The organism is Zobellella maritima (genome assembly GCF_003075035.1).
Taxonomy (GTDB): domain Bacteria; phylum Pseudomonadota; class Gammaproteobacteria; order Enterobacterales; family Aeromonadaceae; genus Oceanimonas; species Oceanimonas maritima.
On record NZ_QCZE01000001.1, the window covers coordinates 620635 to 636575 of the forward strand.

Sequence of the window (15941 nt, forward strand, 5' to 3'; positions counted from 1 at the left end):
ACCCCGCTAAAATTTATTATTTTTAAAATCAATAAATTAGAAAAAACCACCGTCAGTATGTTGCTTGAGTGTTACATTTGGTGTGGTCTGTTCACTTTTTACACCCAATAAATCTTTTATTTTCAAGGTGATAAGATGCCGGCCCGATATTTGCGGGTTAGTATGTGTTCCTATACTGAACATAATTTACTCATTCCCCAGTGGCAGCCCTGATTGTCGGCTGGAGGTGCTACTCGAAGGAGCAAGGTTATTACTCCATACTGTTGCGTTGCTTACCGCTGATTTGGGTTCACCAAACTGCGTGGTGTGCACCTTGTCCCACAGTGCCTGAGCAATAGCTGTGTAGCATAGGAACACACCCTAGTCTGGTAGTGTGTTTGTCCGGCTCGAGAAGCATTGTTTTTCGCCAACCGAGATCACCGGAAAGAGATTTACTGCTTGACTGTAAGTATTTGATAACTGGAGGTTTATACCATGAATATGGTATCCCGGACCGCAGCCTTAGCGATGTTCATGTCGCTGGCACTGACTGGCTCTTTTTCCGCACAGGCAGTCAATGTGGTTAAAAACCTGGATTTGCCCGCGACCTTGGATATGTCCATTGATGGAGGCTGCAGCAATAGGGGTCCCGATATCGTGCTGGGCCCAACTATTACACTGCATAATGTCCCTGTAACGGTTTACTTTGACGGTGGTGGTAGTCATGACCAGAGCGTAAGGGAGCAAGTTGACCTCACGCTGGAATTATCGGGTGAAATTGTACTGCCGAAGCAGGGAGCTGCAGTTAATGGTGTCACCGGTAATCCAAAAATTTCCGTAGTGGTAAATGGTGAAACCTGGTTTGGTCCCGTGCGGTGTAATAAGTTGGAATAAATAATCATTCATCGAGTATTCACGTGAAAAGGTAGAAAACGGCGGTAAAAACCGGCTAGTTTTCAGTTAACCAAAACAAAAAATTAACCAAGACAACCGCCGTCATTATACATGCTAAGCTGACGACGAGCCCTGCCGACAGGCACTGCTCAATAAAAACAGCCCCTATGTTTAGGGGCTGTTTGTTTCAGGTGAAAGGGCGCCGCCGGGCTAATGCCGAGCACTTAAGGGGGCCTGACAGCCCCCGGTCATTGTGGTTTTCAGGCTGGCTTAGGCCCTCTGCTGGCGCTTCTCGCGCTTTTCCTGGCGTTTTTCCTTCAGGGATTTTTCCGCTTTCTTCTTCACTTTTTCCTTGCTCATCACCATGCTCCCGTTACTTGCATCCGTCGGGGACACGCCGCTATGTTCCTCCCGGATCATGACTCACCCCCCAAACTCCTTGAACGCTCGGGCGATGAACGAAAAAGGCTGCGGGATATTCCCGCCACGGCAGGGTAAAGGCTTCAAGGCATGGTCTCCTTCTGGTTGCCCGGTCGAACAAGACCGGATTGACACGATAGGTGCTTGACTGATTTCAGATGAAGAGGCCGGGTGGCCCGGAGGCGCCCGGCTCAAGCCGGACAGGGGGTAACGCAGCCTGGCAAGGAAGGAAAAACACCGTGCATAAACACCTCTCCGTAAACAGTCTGATTATGCAACTAATTAAAAAATATATAAAAAATTCAACTCACACCCTAGCCCAGGCACGCTGCCAAAGCAAGCCTGTAGGGGGCTGGTGTCAGGCGGTTTTTCTTGGGTGCCGCCGGTCAGCGGTACAGGCATCCAGCTCACGGAACAGGCTTTGCAGCGAGTTATATACCTGCTGGTTGCCCTTGTCGTAGAGACGTATTGGACTCGCCGTGCCCTGATGGATCTGGATCACATCCCTGAACCGGTAACTGGTGCCACCGGGCCTGGCGGCCACCGACAGGTTGAAGTCGAGGATATTCCTGAACGGGATCACGCCATACTGGCGATAGGTAAACGGGCTGCTACCGGTGGCCATGATGCGATCGTTGCCGGCAAATTGGATCAGTCGGGGCTCGGTGTCGGGCCGGGCTGTAGCCGGGGGAGAAATATGCCCGTTGACACAGTCGGTAATCGGCTCCTTTGCAAAGGTATTGGCCGAGGAGAAAGAAATGGTATCTATCACCCGTTGCCCGGTCTTGTCGGAGAGGGCGGTCGACACTCCCGGCGTGTTGGGAGGGATACTGGTAAACATGGGCAGGTTCAGGCCCGAACAAGCGCTGGTTGAGATGGCCGCCGCCATTAAGAGTGCGAGATTTTTCATCTTCCCTGACCTGTTGATGGTTCTTGTTGTGACGCCGTGGCGTTCGTCTGCTGTCCTGCATCTGCTCCAAGCGTCGCATGTTATTAATCTTAGTCAGCTTGAGCGGGCCGCGTCATGGTTATTTATGGCGGGGAGCTCGGGATTCGTCCGAACCGGTCAGAAATCTTTATATGAAACTATTGGCCTGAGGACCGTCAACCGGTAGAATATGCCCGCTTTTGAACCCGGTCGCAGCCTACCCGGATAAAACAAGGACTCACAATGAAAGCGTTAGTAATATGCTCCGGCGGATTCGACTCCGTCACCCTGGCCTGTCGGCTGGCGGCAGAAGGTGCCCTGGGCGCCCTGTTGACCTTCGATTACGGTCAGCGCCACAAGAAAGAAATCGATGCCGCCCGCCTGTGTGCCGAGCGGCTGGATGTGCCCCACCATGTGCTGGATATCGGCAATATCGGCCGCCAGCTGAGCGGCTCAGCCCTGACCGACGATATTGACGTGCCCCACGGCCATTACAGCGAAGAAAACATGAAGGTGACAGTGGTGCCCAACCGCAACGCCATCATGTTGACCATCGCCTTCGGAATCGCCTCGGCCCAGGGTCTGGATACGGTGGCCATCGCCGTTCACGGCGGCGATCACTTTATCTACCCGGACTGCCGGCCCGACTTCATCCGGTTGTTTGCCGAGATGCAGGCCAAGGCGCTGGAAGGGGTCGGTGAGGTGGCGTTGTACGCCCCTTACGTGGACGCCGACAAGACCGCCATCGCCCGAGACGCCGCCCGTTACGGGGTGCCGGTGGCAGACACCTGGTCCTGTTACGAGGGCGGTGAGACCCACTGTGGCCGCTGTGGCACCTGTGTCGAGCGCATCGAGGCCATGACCCTGGCGGGAGTGGTCGACCCGACCCCCTACCAGGATGGCGCATACTGGCAGGCAGCGGTGGCGAGGGTCAAAGCATGTTCACAATAAGGAAAGAGTTTCACTTTTCCGCCTCTCATCAGCTCAAGCAGATGCCGGCGCATCATCCCTGTTCCCGTCTGCATGGCCATAACTATGTGGTGGAAATCGAGCTGAAAAGCGAAACCTTGGACCAATACGGCTTCGTACGCGACTACCTTGAACTGAAAGCCTTCAAGGACTATATCGACGACCACCTGGATCACCGGCATCTGAACGAAGTGCTGGGGGATGAGTGCACCACCGCCGAGCGGCTGGCCAGGCATCTGTTCGAGTGGGCCCACGGGCACTGGCCGGAGGTGAGCGCCGTCAGCGTCTCGGAAACCCCCAAGACCTGGGCCGAGTACCGCCCATGACCATTGCCATCAGTGAAATCTTCGGCCCCACCATTCAGGGGGAGGGGGCCTTGATCGGCATGCCCACCCTCTTTGTGCGTACCGGCGGCTGCGACTTCCGTTGCAGCTGGTGCGATACCCTGTACGCGGTGGAGCCTCGTTTCAAGCGCGACTGGACCCCCATGAGCGCCGAGGCCATCATGGCCGAGGTACGCCGGCTGAGCGGCGACAAGCCGCTGCTGATCACCCTGTCCGGCGGCAACCCGGCATTGCAGCCCCTGGGCGGGCTGCTGAGCCTGGGCCAGGCCCAGGGCTATACCTTCGCCATGGAAACCCAGGGCAGCCGGGCCCAGGACTGGTTTGCCAAATTGGATCACCTGACCCTGAGCCCCAAGCCGCCGTCCTCGGCCATGGCCTTTAACAAGGAACGCTTCGATGCCTGCCTGGCGGCCGCGGGGCCTCAAACCCGGGTGAGCCTGAAACTGGTGATCGCCGACGAGGAGGATTATCGCTGGGCGAGGGCGCTGGCCGATCAATATCCGCAGCTGCCCCTGACCCTGCAGCCCTGCAATCCGGCACCGGCCACCCCGGAGGCGCCGGAGCTGGAGACCGATACCGAGGCGCTCAATGCCCGCCTACGCTGGCTGGTGGACAGGGTATCGGAGGATGCCTGGTACCGGGCCCGGGTGCTGCCCCAGCTGCATGTGCTGATCTGGAACAACGAACGCGGGGTCTGAGCCCCGCTATTTCCTGTTTTTAGCTTTTCTTTCCACACAGGCCCGTGACGGCGGGAAGCGGGCGCTTTTACACTTGGTGTTTATGGTGTCACTTGATACCATGGCCATCTAAAAGTCTAAACGTGTATATGTTCAGGTGGTTGGCTTTATTCTCTGACCCGGAGCAGCCAAGATCTCATGGTGGTGCAGGCCGGTACATCACGCCGGCACGCAGCGAGTACATCCATGTATGCTCTGTGGCGGCATCCCTACTGCCAAAGGCCGGCTTAGCTGTATCCGGCCGGCACCTTAGTGTTGCTCACCTGAATTTTTTCGCATACCCCAAGGAGCATTCATGCGTCGTACCTTCCTCAAGCTGCCGCTGCTGGCCCTGGCCGCCTGTTCGTTTTCGTTCTCCGTGCTGGCCGCCGATCCCGATAACAGGCACATCGTGATCGGCACCACTGTCGGTGACTTTGCCGATATGGTGACCGAGTCGATCAAGCCCCAGCTCGAAGCCCAGGGCTATAGCGTCGAGCTGGTGGAGTTTACCGACTATGTGATGCCCAACCTGGCTCTGGCCGAAGGGGCGCTGGATGTGAATTGCTTCCAGAACCAGCCCTACCTGGATACCTTCAGCCAGGATCGCGGCCTGAGCCTGAGCCCGATCACCCAGGTGCCCACCGGTCCCATGGGCTTGTACGCCGGCAAGCTGAACAGCCTGGACGAGGTCAAAGCCGGCAGCACGGTCGCCCTGCCGAACGACCCGTCCAACCAGGCCCGGGCCTTGCTGATGCTTGAAGACATGGGCTGGATCAAGCTCAGGGAAGGCATAGAGCAGTTGCGTGCCAGCGAGTTCGATGTGGTGGAGAACATCAAGGGTATCAAACTGGTGCCGCTGGAGGCGGCGCAATTGCCCCGTTCGCGGGAGGATGTGGATTTCTCGGTGATCAACGGCAACTATGCGGCTTCCAGCGGCATCGCCTTTACCGAGGGGCTGTTCCTGGAACGCAGCTACGACTTTATCAACTGGGTGGTGGTGCGCAGCGAAGACAAGGCACAACCCTTTGTGCAGGACCTGATCGCCGCCTACAACTCGGACTCCTTCAAGGAATACGTGGTCGAGCGCTTCGAGGGCTACAAGTACCCCGAAGCCTGGGGCCAGTAAGCGCGGACAGGCGTTATGCACCGTTCCTGGCAGTTTGACATTCACGGTCGCCGTATGGCGGTGATGGAGTGGGGCGACCCCCAGGCCGTGCCTGTGGTGGCGCTGCACGGCTGGCTCGACAACGCGGCCAGCTTTACCCTGCTGGCCCGGCGGTTGCCCCAGGTGCGGCTGATCGCCCTGGATCTGGCGGGCCATGGCCATTCCGCTCACCGGCCCACCGGCCAGCCCTATTACATCTGGGACAATGTGGCCGATGTGCTGGCCCTGGTGGATGAGCTGGGACTGGAGCGGGTGGCGTTGCTCGGCCATTCCATGGGAGCCGGGGTGGCCACCCTCTTTGCCGGCGCCTTCCCCGAACGGGTCGGCCAGCTGTTCCTGCTGGACGGCCTCACCCCGCTCGATTATCCGGCCGACCAGTTGCCGGGACAGATGGCCGACGCCCTGCTCAAGGGGGCGCGTCTGAGCCGGCGCTCGTTGCGGCCTTATGCCAGCTTCGAGCAGGCGGTAGCGGCGCGTATCAACAGCCGCTGGCCGGTAAGCCGGGAGGCGGCCCGCCTGCTGCTGGAACGGGGCTTGCGGCAGGAGGCCGATGGCTGGTACTGGCGCAGCGATCTGGCGCTGACCCAGCCGTCGGTGGTCCGGTTGTGCGAGCAGCAAATCACCGCCTTTCTGCGCCGGCTCACCATGCCGGTGTTGCTGGTGATGGCGGAGCAGGGGATCGGCATGGCGCGGGTCGAGCCTTGGCTGGGACTGGTGCCGGACCTTGAGCTAAAAATACTGGCCGGCGGCCACCATCTGCATATGGAAGAAAAGCCAGCCGAGCAGATTGCCGGCTGGCTTTTCGAGGGGCTGGGCCGGGATGAACCCGGCCCCGGCAGCGCTGTTGATCAGTAGCCCAGGTAGGCGGCGGCGACCATCAACCCCCAGCAGAGTACGTAGATGGGCGCCATGATGGGCACAATGACCGGCAACCACTGGGCGTAGGAGACCCGGCCCAGCGCCAGCATGGCCAGGATGCCGCCCGCGGTGGGAATGAACAGGTTGGTCAGGCCATCGCCGATTTGAAACGCAGAGACCATCAACTGCCGGCTCATGCCGATCAGATCCGCCAGCGGGATCAGGATCGGCATGGTGATCAAGGCCTGGGCCGAGCCGCTGGGAATAAACAGGTTGATTACCCCCTGAATAATACTGGTCACCACGGCGGCAAGGGCCACGGGCATGCCTTCCAGCACCGAGCTCAGCGATTTGACGATGGTGTCAATGACCTGGGCATCCTGCAAAATCACTGGGATCGAGGCTGCCAGGCCAATCACCAGCGCGCCCGAGGTGACCGAGGCCGCGCCTTCCATCATCCGCTTGACCAGTTGGTTGGCACTCATGCCCGCCGCAAAGCCGATCACGATCGCCATCATCAGGAAGATGGCGGTAATTTCCTTGATGTACCAGCCGCGGCTGAACACGCCGGTCAGTAGAGCGCCCAGACCTGTCAGGAAGATGGCGAGGGTCATCAGGTCCTGGCGTGACAGCCGGTATTCCTGCAGTGGCTTGCTCATCTCGACTGGCTGCTCATCATGGAACTCCATCTTGACCACGCGCAGACAGATATAGGCCGACAGCATGGCCAGCGCCGCCAGCACCATCAGCAGACGCAGACCCCAGCCCGAGAACAGCGGCAGTTCGCCAATGTTCTGGGCCACACCCACGGTATAGGGGCTGATCGGCGACAGGGCAAAACCGATGCCGATGCCGCCAACGGCCATGGTCACGCCCACCAGCCGCGAGCAGCCGATGGCCGAGGCCACCAGCACGCCCACGGGCACCAGCGCGATATTATTTTCACCGCCCACGGCCACGCCGAAAAAGCCGTAGATAAAGGTACCCAGCACGATGATCAGATTGCGTCTCCTGGTGCTGTTGCCGGCACCGACCTTGTTGGCGGCAACACCGACCACGTTTTCCAGTGCGCCCGTGCACTGCAGCACATGAAAGAGGCCGCCGGCGATAAACACGATAAACAGGAACTGGGAGGCATTGATCATGCCCCGGGGAATGGCCAGGAACAGCTCGAAGAAGTGCAGCGGGGCCGTTTCAGCAATCAGCTGGAAGGAGCCGGGAATAACCCGGCTCCTGCCGTCCACGATTTCGCGGGCGAACTCACCGGCCGGAATAATGAAAGTCAGCAGGTATACCCCGACCAGCACCATGAAGATTAACACCATGGGATCGGGAAACTCGTTAAACCACCTGCGTTGCTTGTTATCGCTCCCGGCACGGGGGTGGGGCTGGTTCATGTCTCTCTCCTTGAAAATGAAGGGCATTGGCAATTGAACGCCATTATCAGGGCTGTACCGATTGTTCGAAATAACGGGAGATCAGCTTCACCAGAAAGGTGGAGGCCGCCTCCATACAGTCGTCGTTAAAGTCGTAATGGGGGTTATGCAGGCTGCAGGGCCCTAGTCTGGCGCCGGCCTCATGGCCGTTGTCGCCGTTGCCGACCAGGAAGTAACAGCCGGGCACCTGCTCCAGAAAGTAGGCGCAGTCTTCACTGCCGGTCAGGGGCGCGGTGGACGCCTCGACGTGGTCGTCGCCGAACACCGCCCGGGCGGTGTCGACCGCGAGTTGGGTCATGGCCGGATCATTGATCAGCACCGGGTAGCCGCGCTGGTAGTCGATGTCGCACTGGCAGTCGAAGGCCTCGGCCTGGGACTGGGCCAGGGTGCGAATACGACGTTCCAGGGTGTTGCGCACCTCGGGATCCAGGGTGCGAATGGTGAGCTCCAGCTCGGCGGTGTTGGGGATCACGTTGGCGGACGTGCCCGCTTGCATGCGGCCGACGCTGATCACCGAGACCAGACTGGGATCCACATTGCGACCCACAATGCTTTGCAGGGCCAGTACGGTGGCCGCCGCCGGCAGGGTGGGGTCCCGGGACAGCTGGGGCAGGGCGCCGTGACCGCCCTTGCCGACGAAGGTCAGTTTGGCCGTGTCCGACGAGGCCATAAAGGCGCCTTCGCGAAAGCAGAGCTTGCCTACAGGCACACCGGGGAAATTATGCAGCGCAAAGAGCGCATCGCAGGGAAAGCGCTGGAACAGGCCTTCCTCCAGCATGCGTTGGGCGCCGCCACCGCCGCCCAGCTCCTCTGCGGGCTGGAAAATCAGGGTTAAGGTGCCGCTGCCGGGCAGTCCCTGTTCCCGATGCCGGCGCGCCATGGTTTCGGCGACGCCCAGCAGAATGGCGGTATGGCCATCATGGCCACAGGCGTGCATCTTGCCCGCCACCTGGCTGGCCCAGGGTAGTCCCGTTGCTTCCTGAATGGGCAGGGCATCCATATCCGCGCGCAGTCCCAGGCGCAGGCCCGGCTGGTCACCCCAGCGCAGCACGCCCACGACGCCGGTGACAGCGATGCCGGTATGGATCTCGTAGCCCCATTCCTGGAGTCGTTCCGCAACCAGCTGGCTGGTTGAGAACTCTTCAAAGCCCAGCTCCGGGTGCTGATGGATCTGGCGTCGCCAGCCCTTCATCTGGTCGAGACCTGGCTTAATGTCTGCGTTCACTGTCATAATACTCACCGGCTGACATGGTTTTTCATCTGTGTTTCACCATGGTGTCAGCCGTGAGTGATACTGTAAAGGCAACAAATGTTGTCTGGTGACAACCTGAGGTAATCAGTTGATATGAAAGATCATCAGCTCAAGGCCTTGCTGAAGGTGGCCGAGGAGGGCTCGATTCGCGGTGCGGCCAGGGCGCTGCACCTGAGTCAGAGTGCCTTGACCAAGGCCTTGCGCGAGTTGGAGGCCGATCTGGGGGCAAAGCTGCTGATCCGCAGCTATCGCGGCGTCGAGTTCACACCTGCCGGCCAGACGCTGCTGACCCGGGCGCGTCTGGCGCTGTCCACCCTGGACAAGGCGCGCGATGAGATCCGCTGGCTGCAGGGAGGGGCAGGGATTCAGGTCACGGCGGCGGTGACCACAGCCATTGCCTCGACCGCGCTGCCGACGGTGCTGAACGAGTTTGAACGTGAGCTGCCGGATGTTAGCCTGAGGTTTGTCGAGGGCATGCTGACTACGGTACTGCCCGGGTTGCTGGAGGGGCATTTCGACTTCGCCATTGCTGTGGCCGAGCCTGAACAGTTGCCCTATGAAATCGCCTTCGAACCTCTGACTCGTATTTTTTCCGAGCCGGTGGCGCGGGAGGGGCATCCGCTACTGGCAGCCACCGACTGGTCCCAGATGCTGGACGCCCGCTGGGTACTGAACCTGACCACCGGCAGCTCGGCCCAGCAACTGGTGAGCTGGCTCGACACCCAGGGGGGACGGTCACCGCGTATTGTCCGCTGCGACTCGCCCTTGCTGATGATAGAGCTGATTCGCCGGACCGACCTGGTGGGCTTTGGCCCACGGGTCTTTTTTGAAGATCCGCTCGCCGGCTGCGGGTTGTCCTGCTTTAACGCACTGCCCCGGTTTCCGGCCCATGCCCTTGGCATACTCAAGCTCAGGGGAGTGCCCCTCAACCTGGGCGCAGAGCGGCTTGCCGCCCTGTTCAAGCGTCATATCAACGAGCAGGTGCTGGTGCCTCAGGGACTGACAAGCTGAGCCGGTTCACGGGCGCGCGCAGCAGGCGCGGGCCAGGATATAAAACAAGCCAAATGCGGTAGTGCATGACGCCCGGTCACAGCGGCAGGGTATCCTGGGGCCGAGCAGATTGCCGGCTGGCTGGGCGAGCGGTTGGCTGTTGCCGGATAAGCATCACCGGGGGGCTGTTACGCCTTCACCACCGCCTGCTCCGGTTGCCATCAGAACGGCAGTTCATCCTGGCGCGGCGCTGCCGCCGCTTCCTGTTCGAGCTGCTTCTTACGGGCGGCGGCGAGGATCCGCCGCCGGCGATCATGACACAGGCGGATGACTTCCCGTTGCTGCCGGGGCGTCATCTGCAACCAGTTGAAGCGCTCTTCCCGGTTGCGCAGGCAGCCCTTGCAATAGCCCCTGTTATTGACCTGACATACACCGATGCAGGGGCTCTGCACGGTGAAAAACTCCAGCTGCTCCATCGGCACCTCCTGTTCCCATAATGGAGCATTTCTGACCTGCATTACAACAGATCTCTTAACCGATACCAGGCCATGGCCAGCACCAGGGCCGGGGTGCGCAGCAGGCGTCCGCCGGGAAAGTCCCTGTGGGGGATGCGTCCGAACAGATCGAAACGCTCGGCACAGCCGGCCACGGCCTCGGCCATCAGGCTGCCGGCCATGCCGGTCAGCGCCAGGCCGTGGCCGGAAAAGCCCTGGGCATAGTAGATATTCCGTTCAAGCCGGCCGAAGTGGGGTGCCCGGTTGAGGGTGATGCCCACATAGCCTCCCCAGGTGTATTGCTGGCGTACGTCCGCCAGCTGGGGAAACACGGCGCGCAGGCGCCTGCCCATGGCGGCGGCCAGGTTGGGCGGATCCAGCCGGGAATAGCTGACCCTGCCCCCGAACAGCAAGCGATGGTCGGCGCTCAGGCGAAAGTAGTCCAGCACGAAGTTGAGATCTGCCACCGCCATGTGATTGGCGATAAGCGCCTCGGCGCGCTCGCGGCCAAGCGGCTCGGTGGCGGTGATATAGGTGCCGACCGGCATGAGCTTGCGCTCGATTTCCGGTGCCAGTCCCTGCAGGTAGGCATTGCCGCACAGCAGCAGCTGACGGCAGCGTACCCGGCCCTTTTCCGTGTGGGCCACCGGTGCGGCGCCCCGCTCGATCCGGGTCACCGGACTGTGCTCGAAGAAACGGGCCCCGGCCCGGGCCGCGGCCCGGACCAGCCCCAGGGTATAGTTGAGCGGGTGTACATGGCCGCTGTTGGGGTCATAGAGGCCGCCCAGGTAGGCATTGGAAGCCAACTGCCGGTTTAGCTGGTGCCGGTCCCACAGCTGCAGCCCCCGGTATCCGAAGTCGCGCTCCAGTTCGGTGGCCCAGGCCTCCAGCTCGTGCATATGGCGGGGTCTCACTGCCGCATGCAGGTGGCCGTCGGCCAGATCGCAGTCGATCCCGTGGTCGCGGATGCGCCGGCGCATCAGGGCCATGGCTTCGATGGAAATATCCCACAGGGCGCGGCTGGTCTCCATGCCCACCAGGCGGGTCAGCCTGGACTGTTCGCAGGCATAGCCGAAGATCATCTGGCCGCCGTTACGCCCGGATGCCCCCCAGCCGACCCGGTTGGCGTCCAGCACCGCCACCGAGTAGCCTTTTTCCGCCAGCGTCAGCGCGGCGGCGGCCCCGGTGATGCCGGCCCCGACGATGCAGACATCCACATCCAGGTTTTCCTCAAGGGCCGGGTAGCTCAGGGGCAGGTTGAGGGAGGCGGCATAATAGGAGTTGGCATGGGCGGCGTGCATGGGATCCCTTGTGTTCAGACCAGATGTTGATACCACTGGTATTCCAGCGGGGTGACATGCTGATCGAACTCGGCCAGTTCATGGCGCTTGTTGATCAGATAGGCACGATGAAATTCCTTGCCCAGATACTGAGACAGCCGGTGGGACTGGGCGAACCTGTCCAGGGCGTCCTGCCAGCGATAGGGCAACAGCGCCAGGTCCAGCTTGTTGGCATCGTCCTGTATGGGCGAGGGGGGCCTCAGTTGTTCGCTGATGCCGTGGTCGATGGCGGCCAGGATGGCGGCGGTCACCAGGTAGGGATTGGCGTCTGCGCCCGCCACCCTGTGCTCCAGCCGGGTACTGTTTTTGTCACCGGAAGGAATGCGCAGGGCCACGGTTCGGTTATCAAAGCCCCAGCTGGCGTGCAGCGGCACATACATATGGGGCTGCAGGCGGCGATAGGAATTGGCATTGGGGGCAAACAGTGCCATGGATTCGGGCAGCATGCTGCAGGCGCCGGCGATGGCCTGGCGCAGCAGATCATGGTTGTCGGCGAACACGTTATTGCCATCCTTGTCGAGCAGACTGACATGGATATGCATGCCCGAGCCGGCCTGGCCATTGTAGGGCTTGGCCATGAAGGTGGCGTACATGCCCTCCTTGATGGCAATGGCCTTGATGGCGCGCTTGAGCAGTATGGCCTGATCGCAGGCATCGACGGCGTTGTTCTGGTGGGTCAGGTTGATTTCAAACTGACCCGGGGCATATTCAGCCACCGCATTGTCGGCGGGGATGCGCTGCACGGCACAGACTTCGGCGACCCGGACCAGGAAGTCCTCCCAGCTGTCCAGATCGTCGAGGGAATAGACCTGGGTGTCGTGCATGCGCTCATCCGTGCCCGGCAGGATCGGGGGCTGGGGCAGGCCATCGGCCCCTTCCTTCTGATCTACCAGGTAGAACTCCAGCTCAACCGCCACGCAGGGGAACAGCCCCTTGTCTTCCAGGCGTTTCAGCACCTTCTGCAGCACATGGCGCGGATCGGCAAAGAACGGGGTGCCGTCAAGCTCTTCCATGGTCATCAACACCTGGCCCGAGGGGGTCCTGTGCCAGGGAACGGGCGCCAGGGTATGGGGCAGCAGCCGGCAGGTACGATCGGTGTCGCCTTGGGCCAGGCCCAGCCCGGTTTCCTCGACGGTCTGGCCGGTAATGTCGAGGGCGAACACGGAGGCGGGCAGGCTGATGCCGTCCCGCAGGGCTTTTTCCAGGGCGCTGACTTGGATACGTTTGCCCCTGAGTACCCCGTTGATATCACAGAGCATCAGGTCGACGGATTGAAAGTCGGCCCAGGGAGGCCGGTTCTGGATTTGATCGCTGGCTGGCTTGTCCATGATGTGTCCTTAAGAAAACGCCCATCCCCAATAAAGCTAAGCCTTGCCGTTGAACTTTAATATACCAATGTCGATTAATTATGATCCGGATCCCATTGGCTCGTACGGCGCCTGTCATTTAGCTTGAATTTCGTACAAGTTATTGATTCGTATATTCTAACCAGTATGAACTATGCTAGCCCTAGCGGATAACTCAGTTGAGTGTGCATCATGAGTGTTCAAGATCCTGATAAGCAAGACATGGAAAAATTACGGTTATGGATGCGCCAGCATGCCATCACCGAGGTGGAATGCCTGCTGCCGGATTTCACCGGCAATGCCCGGGGTAAGATCCTGCCCGCCGACAAGTTCCTCAAGGAGAGGGGGATGCGCTTGCCGGACAATATTTTTCTGCAGACGGTCAATGGTGACTGGCCGGATGATACCAGTATCGACTGGACCGAGCAGGACATGGAGCTGAAGGCGGATATCAGGACCCCCCGGCTGGTGCCCTGGGCGACGGAGCCGACCGCCCAGGTGATCCATGACTGTTTCGATGCCGAGGGCGAACCGGTGGAAATGGCACCGCGCAGCGTGCTGCGCCGGGTGCTGAAGCTCTATGAACAAAAAGGCTGGCAACCGGTCGTGGCGCCGGAGCTGGAGTTCTTCCTGGTCAAGAAAAACGAGGACTGGGATTACCCCCTGGAACCGCCCATCGGCCGCAACGGTCGACCGGAAACGGCGCGCCAGTCATACAGCATCGATGCGGTCAATGAATTCGATCCCATCTTCGAAGACATGTATGACTACTGCGAGGCCCAGGAGCTGGAGGTGGACTCCCTGATCCACGAGACGGGGGCAGCCCAGATGGAGGTCAACTTCATCCATGGTGATGCCCTGGACCTGGCCGATCAGGTATTCCTGTTCAAGCGCACCATGCGCGAGGCGGCGATGCGCCATCATGTCTATGCCACCTTTATGGCCAAGCCGATGAAAAACGAGCCCGGCAGCGCCATGCATATTCATCAGAGCCTGGTCGACAAGGACGGCAACAACCTATTCGCCAACCCGGACGGCAGCCACAGCGAGTTGTTCCTGAATTATATCGGCGGCCTGCAGCGCTATGTACCCGCCGTCGTGGCCCTGTTTGCCCCCAATGTGAACTCCTACCGGCGGCTGGCCTTCGGTGACTCGGCGCCGCGCAACATGTCGTGGGGGGAAGACAACCGCACCGTCGGCCTGCGGGTGCCCCGTTCGGGCGGTAGTGACAGGCGCATCGAAAACCGCTATGCGGGCGCCGATGCCAACCCCTATCTGGCCCTGGCGGCCAGCCTGGCCTGTGGCTATCTGGGTATGACCCAGGGTATCGAGGCCACGGCGCCGGTACAGGGCAGTGCCTATAATATGCCCTTCGGCCTGCCTCGCAGCCTGGAGGAGGCGCTGCTGGCACTGGAGCAGAATCATGAACTGCGGGACGTGCTGGGCCAGCGTTTTGTCGATGCCTTTATCGCGGTCAAACGCAAGGAATATGAGGCCTTCTTTACCGTGATCAGCGCCTGGGAGCGGGAGTTTTTGCTGCTCAATGTGTGAGCGGCCGGGCACGAAATAATTTGCGGAGACCCGATTCCCGAATCGGGTCGGTATGAGTATGATGTGCCGCCCTTAAATCAGATGTCATTACCTACAAGGATGGAGATGCCCATGGCAAGTTTGAACAATGGTTTTCGCCTCGCACTGCTGGCTGCCGGGCTGGTGCTGGGCAGCGGTGTACAGGCCCAGGAAGCACCCCAGGTGAATTTCTACAACTGGTCGGACTATATCGCCGAGGATACCCTGGCGAATTTTACCGCCGAGACCGGTATTGCCGTGACCTATGATGTATTTGATTCCAACGAGGTGCTGGAGGCCAAGCTGCTGGCCGGTAATACCGGCTTTGATCTGGTGGTGCCGACCGGCGACTTTATGGGACGTCAAATTATGGCTGGGGCCTTTATGGCATTGGACAAGTCCAAGCTGAGCAATTATGGCAACCTGGATCCCAAGATCATGGCCCTGCTGGCCGACAAGGATCCCGGTAACCAGTATGGCGTGCCGTACCTGTGGGGCACCACCGGCATCGGCTATAACGTGGACAAGGTCAAGGCCGCCCTGGGCGAGGATGCCCCGGTCAATTCCTGGGATCTGGTGCTGAAGCCGGAAAACCTGGCCAAGCTCAGCCAGTGCGGCGTGGCGTTTCTGGACGCCCCGACCGAAATTTTTTCCACCGTACTCAACTATCTGGGCAAGGATCCCAACAGCACCACGCCCGCCGATTACTCGGGAGAGGCCACCGAGCTGATGATGAGCCTGCGCCCGCATATCACCTATTTCCACTCTTCCAAATATATCAATGACCTGGCCAACGGGGATATATGCGTGGCGGTCGGCTGGTCGGGCGATATCCTGCAGGCCAGAGACAGGGCCGATGAAGCGGAACAGGGCGTCAAGGTCGCCTATTCGATCCCCAAGGAAGGCGCACTGATGTGGTTCGATATGCTGGCCATCCCCAGGGATGCCCGGCACCCGGATAATGCCCATCAGTTGATCAACTACCTGTTGAAGCCGGAAGTGATCGGCGCGGTCAGCAACTATGTCGCCTATGCCAACCCCAACTTGCTTGCCCGGGAGTTTGTGGAGGAAAGCATACTGAACGACACCGGCATATATCCCACCGCCGAGGCTGCTGATCGCCTGTTTACCGCCAAGCTGTTGCCGCAGCGCGTAAACCGGGTGATCACCCGCGCCTGGACCCGGGTAAAAACCGGACGTTAAACAGCCTGGGTGTCGGGACTTACCGGCACCTTCTT

The 15941-nt window shown here is 60.2% G+C and carries 15 protein-coding genes; 9 read left to right on the forward strand and 6 right to left on the reverse strand.

The window, feature by feature from the left end:
* Window positions 1-474 precede the first annotated feature (474 nt).
* Complete coding sequence (locus DCS96_RS02805) at window positions 475-873, forward strand: hypothetical protein (protein ID WP_116472831.1); 399 nt, start codon at window positions 475-477, stop codon at window positions 871-873.
* A 778-nt stretch (window positions 874-1651) separates the two neighbouring features.
* Here the strand turns inward: DCS96_RS02805 and DCS96_RS02810 are convergent.
* Window positions 1652-2203 carry a hypothetical protein gene (locus DCS96_RS02810; protein ID WP_157953563.1) on the reverse strand — a complete coding sequence of 184 codons (552 nt, stop codon included), beginning with the start codon at window positions 2201-2203 and terminating at the stop codon, window positions 1652-1654.
* A gap of 261 nt (window positions 2204-2464) precedes the next feature.
* On the opposite strand from DCS96_RS02810, the gene queC reads away from it, so the two are divergent.
* From queC to DCS96_RS02840, 5 genes are all read left to right on the forward strand, one after another.
* Window positions 2465-3172: a 7-cyano-7-deazaguanine synthase QueC gene (gene queC, locus DCS96_RS02820; protein WP_116472834.1), complete on the forward strand. Its 708-nt coding sequence runs from the start codon at window positions 2465-2467 to the stop codon at window positions 3170-3172.
* Complete coding sequence (gene queD, locus DCS96_RS02825) at window positions 3160-3516, forward strand: 6-carboxytetrahydropterin synthase QueD (protein WP_116472835.1); 357 nt, start codon at window positions 3160-3162, stop codon at window positions 3514-3516. Before queC ends, queD begins: the two co-directional genes overlap by 13 nt.
* Window positions 3513-4232, forward strand: coding sequence for a 7-carboxy-7-deazaguanine synthase QueE (queE, locus tag DCS96_RS02830; RefSeq protein WP_116472836.1), 720 nt, complete (start codon window positions 3513-3515; stop codon window positions 4230-4232). The genes queD and queE overlap by 4 nt, the downstream gene beginning before the upstream one ends.
* Before the next feature lie 334 nt (window positions 4233-4566).
* Window positions 4567-5379, forward strand: coding sequence for a MetQ/NlpA family ABC transporter substrate-binding protein (locus tag DCS96_RS02835; RefSeq protein WP_116472837.1), 813 nt, complete (start codon window positions 4567-4569; stop codon window positions 5377-5379).
* Between the two features lie 15 nt (window positions 5380-5394).
* Complete coding sequence (locus DCS96_RS02840; RefSeq protein ID WP_116472838.1) at window positions 5395-6273, forward strand: alpha/beta fold hydrolase; 879 nt, start codon at window positions 5395-5397, stop codon at window positions 6271-6273.
* Here the strand turns inward: DCS96_RS02840 and DCS96_RS02845 are convergent.
* The gene (locus DCS96_RS02845) at window positions 6267-7673 is read right to left on the reverse strand and encodes a YfcC family protein (RefSeq protein ID WP_198649905.1); all 1407 of its coding nucleotides are present in this window, start codon (window positions 7671-7673) and stop codon (window positions 6267-6269) included. The genes DCS96_RS02840 and DCS96_RS02845 overlap by 7 nt on opposite strands.
* Window positions 7674-7719: 46 nt before the next feature.
* Window positions 7720-8943, reverse strand: a complete 1224-nt coding sequence (locus DCS96_RS02850) for a M20 aminoacylase family protein (protein WP_116472839.1) — start codon at window positions 8941-8943, stop codon at window positions 7720-7722.
* A 114-nt stretch (window positions 8944-9057) separates the two neighbouring features.
* On the opposite strand from DCS96_RS02850, the gene DCS96_RS02855 reads away from it, so the two are divergent.
* Window positions 9058-9975 (forward strand): LysR substrate-binding domain-containing protein, encoded by a 918-nt coding sequence (locus DCS96_RS02855; protein ID WP_116472840.1) that lies wholly within the window; start codon window positions 9058-9060, stop codon window positions 9973-9975.
* A gap of 200 nt (window positions 9976-10175) precedes the next feature.
* On the opposite strand, the gene DCS96_RS02860 is transcribed toward DCS96_RS02855, so the two are convergent.
* The 3 genes from DCS96_RS02860 to DCS96_RS02870 are packed head-to-tail and all read right to left on the reverse strand — an operon-like array spanning window position 10176 to window position 13116.
* Window positions 10176-10430 (reverse strand): DUF1289 domain-containing protein, encoded by a 255-nt coding sequence (locus tag DCS96_RS02860; RefSeq protein WP_116472841.1) that lies wholly within the window; start codon window positions 10428-10430, stop codon window positions 10176-10178.
* Between the two features lie 41 nt (window positions 10431-10471).
* Window positions 10472-11749 (reverse strand): NAD(P)/FAD-dependent oxidoreductase, encoded by a 1278-nt coding sequence (locus DCS96_RS02865; RefSeq protein ID WP_116472842.1) that lies wholly within the window; start codon window positions 11747-11749, stop codon window positions 10472-10474.
* Between the two features lie 14 nt (window positions 11750-11763).
* Window positions 11764-13116 (reverse strand): glutamine synthetase family protein, encoded by a 1353-nt coding sequence (locus DCS96_RS02870; protein WP_116472843.1) that lies wholly within the window; start codon window positions 13114-13116, stop codon window positions 11764-11766.
* A gap of 240 nt (window positions 13117-13356) precedes the next feature.
* Here DCS96_RS02870 and DCS96_RS02875 point away from each other — a divergent pair, with 240 nt between their 5' ends.
* Window positions 13357-14685 (forward strand): glutamine synthetase family protein, encoded by a 1329-nt coding sequence (locus DCS96_RS02875; protein WP_116472844.1) that lies wholly within the window; start codon window positions 13357-13359, stop codon window positions 14683-14685.
* 111 nt (window positions 14686-14796) lie between these two features.
* On the forward strand, window positions 14797-15906 hold the full coding sequence (locus DCS96_RS02880) for an extracellular solute-binding protein (protein ID WP_116474506.1): 1110 nt from the start codon (window positions 14797-14799) through the stop codon (window positions 15904-15906).
* Window positions 15907-15941: the final 35 nt, after the last annotated feature.